This is a genomic window from Streptomyces siamensis (genome assembly GCF_039543605.1).
Taxonomy (GTDB): Bacteria; Actinomycetota; Actinomycetes; order Streptomycetales; family Streptomycetaceae; genus Streptomyces; species Streptomyces siamensis.
The window spans coordinates 79567-92006 of the sequence record NZ_BAABKB010000011.1 but is presented as its reverse complement, the minus strand read 5'-3'; the positions used below and the strand labels follow the sequence as shown (position 1 = coordinate 92006).

Sequence of the window (12440 nt, the reverse complement as noted above, 5' to 3'; positions counted from 1 at the left end):
GGTGGGGGCTGGGCGCGCAGTTCCTCGCGCCCCTGGGCGGGGCGGGTGGTTGGGGGTTCGTGGTCCTGTGTGGGCCGGTGGGGGCTGGGCGCGCAGTTCCTCGCGCCCCTTGCGGGGTGGGTAGTTGGGGGTTTGTGGTTTTGTGCGGGGGTGATGTGGCTGGGCGCGCAGTTCCTCGCGCCCCTGGCGGGGCGCCTGGTTCCTCGCACTCCGTGGCGGGGCGTCTTCCGTGCCGGGGCGGGCGGGTGGCTCAGGGGCGCGGGGAACTGCGCGACCAGCCCCCGCGGTCCCGCGGCGCACCACGGTCCCCCACCCCCCGGGAGCGCGGGGGACTGCGTGATCGGCGTCGGCGATCCCGCACGGGACCACGAGCCCCGGCCAGGTCCTCGGCCAGGCCCCCGGAAGCGGGCGAGCTACTGGTGGGGGCGCGGCGGGAGCTTGGGGCGGGAGCGGTTGGGGACCGTGGAGTAGTCCGGCGGGGAGGCCGCGGGGTGGGACTTCAGGAGGTCCAGGGCCAGCTGGATCGCGTCGTCGAGCTGGGCGTGGCGGCCCTCCGCCCAGTCGAGCGGGGTGCGCAGGATCTCCAGGTCCGGGATGACGCCCCGGTTCTCGACGGACCAGCCGTACGCGTCGAACCAGGCCGCGTTCATCGGGACCGTGATCACCGTGCCGTCGCCGAGCCGGTGGCGGCCGGTCATGCCGACGACGCCGCCCCAGGTCCGCTGCCCCACCACGGGCCCCAGCTTCAGCAGCTTGAACGCCGCGGTGATCATGTCGCCGTCCGACGCCGTCGCCTCGTCGGCCAGCGCGACCACCGGTCCGCGCGGGGCGTTGGACGCGTACGACACCGGCTGGGCGTTGCGGGTCAGGTCCCAGCCCAGGATCGTGCGGGTCAGCTTCTCGACGACGAGTTCGCTGATGTGGCCGCCCGCGTTGCCGCGCACGTCCACGATGAGCGCCGGGCGGGACACCTCCATCCGCAGATCGCGGTTGAACTGGGCCCAGCCCGAGCCGCCCATGTCGGGGATGTGCAGATAGCCGCAGTGGCCGCCGCTCAACTCCCGTACGACCTCGCGGCGTTTGGCCACCCAGTCCTGGTAGCGCAGCGGCCGTTCGTCGATCAGCGGCACGACCGCCACCCGCCGCGACCGGCCCTCGCCCGCGGCGGGCGTGAACGTCAGCTCCACCGTCGTGCCGCCCGAGCCCGCCAGCAGCGGGTAGGGACCCGTCACCGGGTCCACCGGACGTCCGTCGACATGGGTGAGCACCGCGCCTTCGCGGATGCCCGAACCGGCGAGCGGCGAGCGGGCCTTGGAGTCGGAGGAGTCGCCGGGCAGGATGCGCTTGAGCATCCAGCTGCCGTCGCGGCGTACGAAGTTGGCGCCCAGCAGGCCCTGCCAGCGCTGGTAGTGGGCCGGACCCTCGTTGCGGCGGGCGGCGGCGACGTACGCGTGCGACGTGCCCAGTTCGCCGAGGACCTCGCGCAGCAGGTCCGCGAACTCGTCGGGTGACGCGACCCGTTCGACCAGGGGGCGGTACTGGTCCAGGATCGCGTCCCAGTCGACGCCGCACATGTCCGGTTCCCAGAAGTAGGCGTGGGTGATGCGCCCCGCCTCCGCGTAGGCCTGGCGCCACTCGGCGGGCGGGTCCACCTCGTGCAGGATGCGGCGCAGATCGATCCAGACCGTGGAGTCGCTGTCGCCGGCCTCGGTGGAGGGCACGGCCCGCAGGTCGCCCTCGTCGGCGACCACCAGCCGGGCCCCGTCGCCGCTCACCGCGAACCAGTCCAGGTGCGAGACGAGTTCGGACTTCTTCGCCTTCGTGATGTTGAAGAACTCCAGGGTGGGGCGGCCGGTCGTGTCGTCGGGGTTCACGAAGGTCTCGCCCAGCGCCCCGGAGATCGGCCAGCGCAGCCAGACCAGGCCGCCGCCCGCGACCGGGTGGAGCGCCGAGTACTTGGAGGCGGTGACCGGGAAGGGCGTCACCCGGCTCTCCAGGCCTTCGAGTTCGACGGTGACCGCGCCGTCGCCGCCCTCGTCCTCGACCGGGTCCAGGCCTCCGGCGACCGGCCGCCCGTCCGGGTTGAGCGCGAAGGGGGAGGGCGTCGCGGAGGACAGCGGCACCAGGTACGGGCGGCAGCCGAGCGGGAAGGACAGGTCCCCGGTGTGCACGTCGTAGACGGGGTCGAAGCCGCGCCAGGACAGGAAGGCCAGGTAGCGGCCGTCGCGCGTGAACACGGGGTTCTCGTCCTCGAAGCGGCCGTTGGTGACGTCGACGATCAGGCGGTCCTTTATCCGTGCCATCTTGATCTGCCGCAGGGAGCGGCCGATCCCGGGGTGGGACCAGGTCACCCACGCTCCGTCGGGTGAGAAGGCGAGGTCCCGCACGGGTCCGTTGATCGACCGGATCAGCTCGGTGACCTCGCCGTTGGACTCCTCGGTCGCGTCGGCGAGCAGCAGCCGCCCGTCGTTCGAGGCGATGGCGAGCCGCTCGCCGGCCGGGTCCGACACGAGCTCCTGCACCACGCCGAGTTCGCCGGAGGCGAGGCGGCGCGGCTCGCGGTCGCCGCTCGCGCGCGGCAGGTAGGCGATCTCGATGGCGTCCTCGCCGTCCGCGTCGGTGATGCAGGCGACCTGTCCGCCCGAGCCGAGCATCTCCGGCAGCCGGACCCGTACGCCCGGGGTGTCGATGATGGTGCGGGCCGGCCCGTCGCGGTGCGTGAGCCAGTACAGGCTGCCGCGGACGACGACGGCGCTGGCGCGGCCCGTCTCGTCCACGGAGATGCTGTCGACGTTCTGGGTGGCGGGCACCTGGTAGGTGCGGCGGCCGGCGCGCGGACCGCCGAGGCGCACGTCCAGGCGGCGCGGAATGGAGTGCGCGGTCAGGTCGTCGACGATCCACAGGTCGCCCGCGCACTGGTAGACGACCCGGGTGCCGTCGGAGGCGGCGTGCCGGGCGTAGAAGGCGTCGTGATCGGTGTGGCGGCGCAGGTCGGTGCCGTCGTACGCGCACGAGTACAGATTGCCGATGCCCTCGTGGTCGGAGAGGAAGGCGATCCGTCCGCCCGCGAACATGGGGCAGGCCAGATGTCCTTCGATGTCGGCGAGCAGATGCCGTCCGTGCAGCCAGATGCGCCCCATCGCGCCGCCCCGGTAGCGCTTCCACGAGGCGGGCTCGTGCGGCGGGGTGCCGGTGAGCAGCAGGGTCTTGCGCTCGCCCTCGATGTCGGCGACCGCGATGTCGGCGACCGGCCCCCAGGGCAGCTTGCCGCCGGGGTCGCCGTCGGTGGGGACCTTGTAGGCCCAGGTGAAGTAGGAGAAGGGCTGGCTGTGCGAGGCGACGGCGAGGATGTCGCCGTCGGGGGACCAGCCGCAGACCTTGGTGTCCGAGCTGCCCCAGTAGGTGAGCCGTCTGCCGGGGCCGCCGGCGACCGGCGCCAGGTGGATCTCCGGCACGAGGCTGCGCCAGCTCGTGTACGCGATGTGCCGGCCGTCGGGGGAGAAGCGGGGGTGGCCGACCTTGGTGCGGTCGACGGTGACCCGCCAGGCGCGGCCGGGGCTGTCGAGGGGCGCCACCCACAGGTCGTCCTCGGCGACGAAACAGAGCAGGTCGCCGCTGATGTGCGGGAAGCGCAGGTAGCCGGGCGCGTTGCCGTCCGGGGCCGACGTCTGGGACTGGTCCTCGTACTCGTCGCTCACGTCACCATGCTTTTCCGCTCGGCGACCCCCGGCAACTCGTGCAAAGGGAGACGTGACCCAGCACACGTACGAAACGGTTTCGTTTCGCTTGCGTTGAGGGTATGTTCATGGACGTACACAGAAGATGTACGCGCAGTCTTTCGGAGCAGGGAAGGTGAGTGGGATGGCTGAAGCCGCGACGGTGCGCCGCAGTCGGATCACGCCGGAGCGCGAGGCCGAACTGTACGGCGCCGTGCTCGACCTGCTCCGCGAGGTCGGCTACGACGCCCTCACCATGGACGCCGTGGCCTCCCGCACCCGGTCCAGCAAGGCCACCCTCTACCGTCAGTGGGGCGGAAAGGCCGAGCTCGTCGCCAAGTCGATCCGGCACATGAAGACGTCTGCCGGCGATGTCGACACCGGGTCCCTGCGGGGCGACTTCCACGCGATGGTGACGCGTGAGGACGACTGCCAGATGGAGCAGAACTCCGCGCTCATGCGGGGCCTGGCCATGGCACTGCACGGAAACCCCGATCTCCTGCAGGCCTTCCGGGAGCTCATCATCGATCCCGAGACCGAGGAACTGCGCGCGGTACTGCGGCGCGCCGTCCAGCGCGGCGAGATCCGCCCGGACAACCCCGCGCAGGACTACGTGCTGCACATGCTGATCGGTGCCTTCGCGGTGCGCGGAATCATCGACCAGCGACCGCCCACCCAGGAGTTCCTCGCCTCCTACGTCGACGCCGTGATCCTCCCCGCTCTCGGCGCCTGACTCACCACTTCCTGATCTGTCCCCGCCAGCGCACCTGACGCGACCGCTCACGTCGTCGGGCTGATCACCCCTGCCCCACCGGGCGATCACACCAGCCCCTGCCATCCCACGACCTGACCGGGAGAACGCCCTCGTGGCCACGTTCCTCTACAAACTCGGCCGACTCGCCTTCCGGCGACGGCACTTCGTCGCCCTGATCTGGGTGGCGCTGCTGACGCTCGCGGGCGTCGGCGCCGCCTCCGCGCCCGCACCGGGCCCGTCCTCCTTCTCGATCCCCGGCACCGAGGCGCAGAAGGCCTTCGACCTGCTGGAGAACCGCTTCCCCGGCATGAGCGCCGACGGAGCGACCGCGCGCGTCGTCTTCAAGGCGCCGAGCGGCGAGAAGATGACGGACAAGGCCAACAAGGCCACCGTCAAGAAGACCGTCAAGGAGCTCGCGAGCGGCTCCGAGGTCACCTCCGTCGCCGACCCGTTCAAGGCGAAGGCCGTGAGCAAGGACGGCTCGGTCGCCTATGCCGCGGTGAAGTACAAGGTCTCCGGCATGGAGCTGAAGGACTCCTCGAAGGACGCCCTGGAAACGGCCGCGAAGGACGCGCGGCACGCCGGGCTGACCGTCGAGGTGGGCGGTGACGCCCTGCAGGCGACGCCCGAGACCGGTTCCACCGAGATCATCGGCATCGCGATCGCCGCGGTCGTCCTCGTCATCACCTTCGGTTCGCTGATCGCGGCCGGACTGCCGCTGCTGACCGCGCTGATCGGCGTGGGCATCGGCGTCTCCACCATCGCCGCCCTCGCGAACGCCCTCGACCTGGGCACCACCACGTCGACCCTGGCCATGATGATCGGCCTCGCCGTCGGCATCGACTACGCCCTCTTCATCGTCTCCCGCTACCGGGCCGAGCTGGCCGAGGGCCGCGAGCGCGAGGAGGCGGCCGGACGGGCCGTCGGCACCGCGGGCTCCGCGGTGGTCTTCGCGGGCCTGACGGTCGTGATCGCGCTGGTCGGCCTGTCGGTCGTCAACATCCCGATGCTGACGAAGATGGGTGTCGCGGCGGCGGGCACGGTCGCCATCGCCGTGCTGATCGCGCTGACGATGATCCCCGCCCTGCTCGGGTACGCGGGCAGGAAGGTGCAGCCCGCGGGCAAGAAGAGCAGGCTGCTCGGTGGCGGGCGCGCCGCCAGGAAGGTGTCCCGGCCGAACATGGGCACCCGCTGGGCGAGCTTCGTGGTGCGCCGTCCGCTCGCCGTGCTGCTCCTCGGCGTCGTGGGCCTGGGTGCGGCGGCGGTCCCGGCGACCTCCCTCGAACTGGGTCTGCCCGACGACGGCTCGCAGCCGACGTCGACCACGCAGCGCCGCGCGTACGACCTGCTGTCGGACGGCTTCGGCCCCGGCTTCAACGGCCCGCTGATGGTCGTCGTGGACGCCAAGTCCAGCGACTCCCCGAAGGCGGCCGTCGACGAGGTGTCCGACAAGGTCAAGGACCTCAAGGGCGTCGTGACGGTGACCCCGGCGGCGTACAACAAGGCCGGCGACACCGCGACGATCACCGTGATCCCCGACACCAAGCCGTCCTCGGTCAAGACCGAGGACCTGGTGCACTCCATCCGTGACGCGGGCGGCGAGATCAAGGCGGACACCGACGCCAGCGTCCTGGTCACCGGCTCGACGGCGATGAACATCGACTTCTCGCAGAAGCTCAACGACGCGCTGGTGCCCTATCTGGCGCTGGTGGTCGGCCTGGCGTTCCTGCTGCTGATCGTGGTGTTCCGCTCGGTCCTGGTCCCGCTGAAGGCGGCCCTCGGCTTCCTGCTCAGCGTCATGGCGGCCCTCGGCGCGGTCGTCGCGGTCTTCCAGTGGGGCTGGCTGTCCGGCCTCATGGGCGTCGAGGAGACCGGCCCGATCATGTCGATGATGCCGATCTTCATGGTGGGCGTGGTCTTCGGTCTGGCGATGGACTACGAGGTCTTCCTCGTCACGCGGATGCGTGAGGCGTTCGTCCACGGGGAGAAGCCGAGTCAGGCCATCGTGACCGGCTTCAAGCACGGCGCGCGGGTCGTCACGGCGGCCGCGGTCATCATGATCGCCGTCTTCTCCGGCTTCATCGGCTCCAGTGAGTCGATGATCAAGATGATCGGCTTCGGTCTCGCGATCGCCGTCTTCTTCGACGCGTTCATCGTGCGCATGGCGATCGTCCCGGCGGTCCTGGCGCTGCTGGGCAAGCGCGCCTGGTGGCTGCCGAAGTGGCTCGACCGCTCGCTGCCCAACGTGGACGTCGAGGGCGAGGGCCTGCGCGACCTCGAAGGCGGACGCCGGGACGAGGACGACGACCGGGCGCTGGCCGGGGTCTGATCCCCCGGTCACCGTCGGACGAGACCTGTCCGGCGCCGGCCGACAGCTGCCGGGCCCACCCCCGTGGTGGGCCCGGCAGCGTGGCTTCTCAGTGGGCGACCGGGGTGCCGGCGACCGTGTAGGTGCGGCGCAGGAAGCGCAGCAGCGCCTTCGAGTCGACCTGCACGAGTGCCACGCCCTTGGCGGAGTGGAACTCCATCACCGCCTGCACCCGGCCGCAGGGCCAGACGCGGACGTCGCCGCTGGTGACGGGGCCCCGCAGGCCCTGCTCCAGCAGCTCGCGCTCGAACGTCCACTCATGGGGGCCGGGCAGCGTGATGTGCACCTGGCGGGGGTCGTCCTCGGGGTCGTAGCGGAGGGCCACCGGGACGGTCCGGCGTTCGTCGTCGAGGGAGTCGGCGGTATCGGTGACGATGTGGGCGCGGGCGTACTGTTCAACGGCGTGCATGGACCGACTCCTTACGCTGCGTGCTCGTGAGCGGAATGTGTGAATCCGCCACCACTCCAATGTGCCACATCTCACGGAAATCGCTCTCTGGAGATCCTTGACGGATGGGTTTCGGGAGCGTAAAAGCGGATCTGCTTTATTCGAGGGTGCCTCGCTCTTGCAAGCCATTCGCAACAAGGCACTATCATCGAACGGTGCATGTACCTGACGGATTCATCAACGCCCCGGTCTCCGCGGTCACCGGAGTGGTCGCCGCCGGTGCCGTCGCCGTGAGCCTGCGCGGTGCCCGCCGTGAGCTCGACGAGCGGACCGCTCCGCTGGCCGGCCTCGTCGCCGCCTTCATCTTCGCCGTGCAGATGCTGAACTTCCCGGTCGCCGCCGGGACCAGCGGACACCTGCTCGGCGGTGCCCTGGCCGCGATACTCGTAGGCCCCTTCACGGGGGTCCTCTGCGTCTCCGTCGTCCTGCTGATGCAGGGCATCCTCTTCGCCGACGGCGGTCTCACCGCGCTCGGCGTCAACATCACGGACATGGCGATCGTCACCACGGTCGTCGCCTACGCCGCCTTCCGCGGCCTGGTGAAGGTGCTGCCCCGCAAGCGGCGGTCCGTGACCGTCGCCGCCTTCGTCTCCGCGCTGCTGTCCGTCCCGGCCGCCGCCGTGGCCTTCACACTCATCTACGCGGTCGGCGGCACCACCGACGTCCCGATCGCCAAGGTCGCCACGGCCATGATCGGCGTGCACGTCCTCATCGGCATCGGCGAGGCCGCGATCACCGCGCTGACCGTCGGCGCCGTCATCGCCGTACGGCCCGACCTCGTGTACGGCGCGCGAGGGCTCCAGCAGCAGCTCAGGCTTAGGGTGAACGGGGAGCTCGTCGACGCCCCGGCCGCCGCCCCCGCCCCGGCGGCCGCCCGCTCCTCGCACCGCAAGGTGTGGATCACCGGCCTGGTCACCTCCCTCGTCCTCGCCGGGTTCGTCAGCTTCTACGCCTCCGCGAGCCCCGACGGCCTGGAGAAGGTCGCCAAGGACAAGGGCATCGACTCGAAGGTCGAGAAGCACGCGACGGAGGACTCCCCGCTCGCCGGGTACGGCGTCAAGGACGTCTCCGACGCCCGGATCTCCGGCGGTCTCGCGGGCGTGATCGGCGTCGGCGTCACCGTCGTCGCGGGCAGCGCGGTCTTCTGGGTGGTCCGCAGGCGCCGTACGTCCGACGACGTGTCCCCCTCGTCCACCTCCCAGGTGGCCTGACGTGGGCGCGGGGCACGCACACCGCCTCTATCGCCACGGGCACTCGACCGTGCACGCGTTGCCCCCGCACACGAAGCTCGCGGCGTGCTTCGCCTTCGTGGTCGTGGTCGTCTCCACCCCGCGCGAGGCCATGTGGGCGTTCGCGCTGTACGCCGTGCTCCTCGCGGCCGTCGCGTACGCGGCGCGCGTGCCCGCCGGGTTCCTGCTGAAGCGGCTGCTGATCGAGATCCCGTTCGTCGCCTTCGCGGTGCTGATGCCGTTCGTGGCCGAGGGTGAGCGGGTGGACGTCCTCGGGCTGTCGCTGAGCGTGAACGGCCTGTGGGGCGCGTGGAACGTCCTGGCCAAGGGCACGCTGGGCGTCGCCGCCTCGGTGCTGCTGGCCTCGACCACCGAGCTGCGCGAACTGCTGCTCGGCCTCCAGCGGCTCAAGCTCCCGCCGCTCCTCGTGCAGATCGCCTCCTTCATGATCCGGTACGGCGACGTCATCACCGACGAGATGCGGCGGATGCGCATCGCGCGGGAGTCGCGCGGCTTCGAGGCCCGTGGCGTGCGCCACTGGGGTGTGCTCGCCAAGTCGGCGGGCGCGCTCTTCATCCGGTCCTACGAGCGGGGCGAGCGCGTGCACCTCGCCATGGTGAGCCGCGGCTACGCCGGCTCCATGCCGGTCATCGACGAGGTGACCGCGTCCCGGGCGCAGTGGACCCACGCGCTCGCCCTGCCGTTCGCCGCCCTCGTCGTATGTCTGCTGGGATGGACGCTGTGACAGCTTCTCTGGAGGTCTCCGGCCTCGCCTTCGCCTACCCCGACGGCCACCAGGCCCTGTTCGGCGTGGACTTCCGCATCGGGCGCGGCGAACGCGTCGCGCTGCTCGGCCCGAACGGCGCCGGCAAGACCACGCTCGTCCTGCACCTCAACGGCATTCTGGCCGGCGGCGCCGGCACGGTGACCGTGGCCGGCCTCCCGGTCGACAAACGGAACATGGCGGAGATCCGCCGCAAGGTCGGCATCGTGTTCCAGGACCCGGACGACCAGCTGTTCATGCCGACCGTGCGCGAGGACGTCGCCTTCGGCCCGGCCGCGGCCGGCGTCAAGGGAGCCGAACTGGAGGAACGCGTCCGCACGGCACTGGAGCTGGTCGGCATGGCGGCCTTCGCCGACCGCCCCCCGCACCACCTGTCGTTCGGACAGCGGCGCCGGGTGGCGGTCGCAACCGTCCTCGCGATGGAGCCGGAGATCCTCGTCCTGGACGAGCCCTCCTCCAATCTCGACCCGGCCTCCCGGCGTGAACTCGCCGACATCCTGCGCTCGTTGGACGTCACCGTCCTCATGGTCACGCACGATCTGCCCTACGCCCTCGAACTGTGCCCCCGCGCACTCGTCCTGAGCGAGGGCGTCATCGCAGCCGACGGGAGGACCGGCGAACTGCTCGGTGACGACGAGCTGATGCGCACGCACCGCCTGGAGCTGCCCTTCGGGTTCGACCCGCGCTCCGTGACAATGGGCGCGTGACGAATCGACAGGACCCCGAGACAGCAGCGCCCGCAGCGCCCACCGGGTCCCTGCTGCTCGGCGACCAGCTGTGCTTCGCGTTGTACGCCGCGCAGCGGGCGGTGACCGCCGCGTACCGTCCGCTGCTCGACGAACTCGGCCTCACCTACCCGCAGTACCTGGTCATGCTCCTGCTGTGGGAGCACGGCGAGACCACCGTGAAGGAGCTGGCGACCGCGCTGCACCTCGACTACGGCACGGTGTCACCGCTCCTCAAACGTCTGGAGTCGGCGGGGCTGGTGCGCCGCGAGCGCTCGGAGCGCGACGAACGCTCCGTGCTCGTCGCGCTCACCGGGCGCGGGGAGATGCTCCGTGAACGTGCGGCGGACGTGCCGCAGGCGCTGATGGAGGCCACGGGGCTGTGCGGCGCCGAGGCCGAGCGGCTCCGGGTGGAGCTGGGCCACCTGGCGGACCGGGCCGGGAAGGCGGCGCGGGCTCGCTGATCCCGGCGGCCGCCCCGCCGGGATGCGGCACCGTGATCCCGGCGGCCGCCCTGCCGGGGGCGCGGCATCGTGCCGGGTTACCCGCGGTTTCCACCCCCTGGCGGCACACCATGGCCTACCGGTCGGTATCTTGTGCGCGATGCATTTGTGCGCAGCTGTATTGCCTGCCATGACGCCTGCCCTGCTGCCCGGCGTCGTGCCCGCCGTGTCGTAAACGCTCAGGGGGAGGTCCCGCGATGATCGATGGCACCGCTGTCGACACCCGCCCGACGAAGATCATGTACGTCGCCGAGGCCACCGCCCACGGTGGCCGCAACGGCTATGTGACCAGCCAGGACGGCCGGCTCGACCTGAAGGTCGCGATGCCTCCCGCCCTCGGCGGCGACGGCGACGGCACGAACCCGGAGCAACTGTTCGCGGCCGGTTTCAGCGCCTGCTTCCACAACGCGCTGGTCCTGGTGGGCCGCCGCGCCGGATACGACCTCTCCGGCTCCACGGTCGCCGCGAAGGTCGGCATCGGCCCGAACAAGCAGCGCGGCTACGGACTCGCGGTCGCCCTGAGCGTCTCGCTCCCCGTCGTCGACCAGGAACTCGCGACGAAGCTCGTCGACGCGGCCCACGAGGTCTGCCCGTACTCGAACGCCACCCGCGGCAACATCGAGGTCACGATCCTGCTGGGATAGGACGTGAAACGCCCGGCCCAGGAATCGGAGCCGGTACGTGCGTGTTGCACCCACCGTCGGCATGGGTACGAGTGGGTGACAGGAGCGCGGGCGTGGACGTGAACGGCACAGTGGCCGAGGGCTTCGAGCCGGTCAGGGAGGCGTTCGTACGCAACTTCGAACTCCTCGGCGACCGGGGCGCCGCCGTCACCGTGTACCGCGACGGCCGGCGCGTGGTCGACCTGTGGGGCGGCACCCGCGACGTCGACGGCACCGAACCCTGGCAGCACGGCACCGCGCAGATCGTGCGCTCCGCGACCAAGGGCGTCGCCGCCGCCGTCCTGCTGCTGCTCGCCCAGCGCGGCGACCTCGACCTGGACGCCCCCGTCGGCCACTACTGGCCGGAGTACAAGGCGCACGGCAAGGAGCACACGCTCGTCCGGCACCTGCTCGCGCACCGGGCGGGGGTGCCCGTCCTCGACCGCCCGCTCACTCCCGCCGAGGCCGCCGACCCGGACCTGGCCGCCGCGGCCGTGGCCCGGCAGGCACCGGAGTGGGAGCCGGGGACGGAGCACGGCTACCACGCGCACACCTACAGCTGGCTGACCGGCGAACTGGTCCGGCGGGTGACCGGGCGCACGATCGGCGCGTGGATCGCGGACGAGATCGCCGGGCCGCTGGGGCTGGACCTGTGGGTCGGGCTGCCCGACGCGGAGACCGGGCGGGTCGGGCGGGTCGCGCAGGTCGCGGCCCCACCGGCGCCGGGCGGTCTGCGGACCCGTCCCAAGCGGGCCGTCTCCGAGGCGTACGCCGACCCGGAGAGCCTCACGAACAGGGCCTTCAAGGTCATCACCCCGCTGCCGGACGAGAACGACCCGGCCTACCGGGCGGCGGTCCTGCCCGCCTCCAACGGCATCGCCACGGCGGACGGCCTGGCCCGTTTCTACGCCGCGCTGATCGGCGAGGTGGACGGCGTCGGGCTGTTCTCCCCGGACACGGTGTCGGCCGCGCGCACGGAACAGTCGGCGGGCCCCGACCGTGTCCTGGTCGTGGGCACCCGCTTCGGCCTCGGCTACATGCTGCACGGCTCGGCCTCGCCCCTGCTGTCCCCGGGATCCTTCGGCCACCCCGGCCGCGGCGGCCCCCTCGGCTTCGCCGACCCCGAGTCGGGCATCGCGTTCGGCTACGTCACCAACGGCTTCCGCAAGAGCGTGACCGCGGACGCGCGGGCACAGGCACTGGTCCGGGCGGTCCGCGCGTCGGTCGACGCCTGACGCCCACGGGGCGCGC

Annotated in this window: 10 protein-coding genes; 8 read left to right on the top strand and 2 right to left on the bottom strand. The window is 71.6% G+C overall.

Annotated elements, in window-relative coordinates; all coding sequences use genetic code 11:
- Positions 1-413: 413 nt before the first annotated feature.
- Positions 414-3698 carry a S41 family peptidase gene (locus ABEB03_RS18310; RefSeq protein WP_345649773.1) on the bottom strand — a complete coding sequence of 1095 codons (3285 nt, stop codon included), beginning with the start codon at positions 3696-3698 and terminating at the stop codon, positions 414-416.
- A gap of 163 nt (positions 3699-3861) precedes the next feature.
- Here ABEB03_RS18310 and ABEB03_RS18305 point away from each other — a divergent pair, with 163 nt between their 5' ends.
- Together ABEB03_RS18305 and ABEB03_RS18300 are read left to right on the top strand one after the other, a co-directional pair.
- Complete coding sequence (locus tag ABEB03_RS18305; RefSeq protein WP_345649770.1) at positions 3862-4449, top strand: TetR/AcrR family transcriptional regulator; 588 nt, start codon at positions 3862-3864, stop codon at positions 4447-4449.
- Between the two features lie 133 nt (positions 4450-4582).
- A complete protein-coding gene (locus ABEB03_RS18300) occupies positions 4583-6799 on the top strand; it encodes an MMPL family transporter (RefSeq protein ID WP_345649767.1) in 2217 nt (738 codons plus the stop codon).
- 88 nt (positions 6800-6887) lie between these two features.
- On the opposite strand, the gene ABEB03_RS18295 is transcribed toward ABEB03_RS18300, so the two are convergent.
- On the bottom strand, positions 6888-7247 hold the full coding sequence (locus ABEB03_RS18295; RefSeq protein WP_028804874.1) for an SsgA family sporulation/cell division regulator: 360 nt from the start codon (positions 7245-7247) through the stop codon (positions 6888-6890).
- A gap of 194 nt (positions 7248-7441) precedes the next feature.
- Here ABEB03_RS18295 and ABEB03_RS18290 point away from each other — a divergent pair, with 194 nt between their 5' ends.
- The 6 genes from ABEB03_RS18290 to ABEB03_RS18265 all read left to right on the top strand — a co-directional run bounded on the left by ABEB03_RS18290 (position 7442) and on the right by ABEB03_RS18265 (position 12424).
- Positions 7442-8497 carry an energy-coupling factor ABC transporter permease gene (locus ABEB03_RS18290; RefSeq protein ID WP_345649764.1) on the top strand — a complete coding sequence of 352 codons (1056 nt, stop codon included), beginning with the start codon at positions 7442-7444 and terminating at the stop codon, positions 8495-8497.
- 1 nt (position 8498) lies between these two features.
- Entirely contained in the window at positions 8499-9260 is a 762-nt protein-coding gene (cbiQ, locus tag ABEB03_RS18285; protein ID WP_345649761.1) for a cobalt ECF transporter T component CbiQ, read from the top strand.
- Entirely contained in the window at positions 9248-10006 is a 759-nt protein-coding gene (locus ABEB03_RS18280) for an energy-coupling factor ABC transporter ATP-binding protein (RefSeq protein WP_345649758.1), read from the top strand. The genes cbiQ and ABEB03_RS18280 overlap by 13 nt, the downstream gene beginning before the upstream one ends.
- Complete coding sequence (locus ABEB03_RS18275; RefSeq protein ID WP_345649755.1) at positions 10003-10488, top strand: MarR family winged helix-turn-helix transcriptional regulator; 486 nt, start codon at positions 10003-10005, stop codon at positions 10486-10488. The genes ABEB03_RS18280 and ABEB03_RS18275 overlap by 4 nt, the downstream gene beginning before the upstream one ends.
- A 236-nt stretch (positions 10489-10724) precedes the next feature.
- Positions 10725-11171: an organic hydroperoxide resistance protein gene (locus ABEB03_RS18270; protein WP_345649752.1), complete on the top strand. Its 447-nt coding sequence runs from the start codon at positions 10725-10727 to the stop codon at positions 11169-11171.
- Between the two features lie 92 nt (positions 11172-11263).
- The gene (locus ABEB03_RS18265; RefSeq protein WP_345649749.1) at positions 11264-12424 is read left to right on the top strand and encodes a serine hydrolase domain-containing protein; all 1161 of its coding nucleotides are present in this window, start codon (positions 11264-11266) and stop codon (positions 12422-12424) included.
- Positions 12425-12440 lie beyond the last annotated feature (16 nt).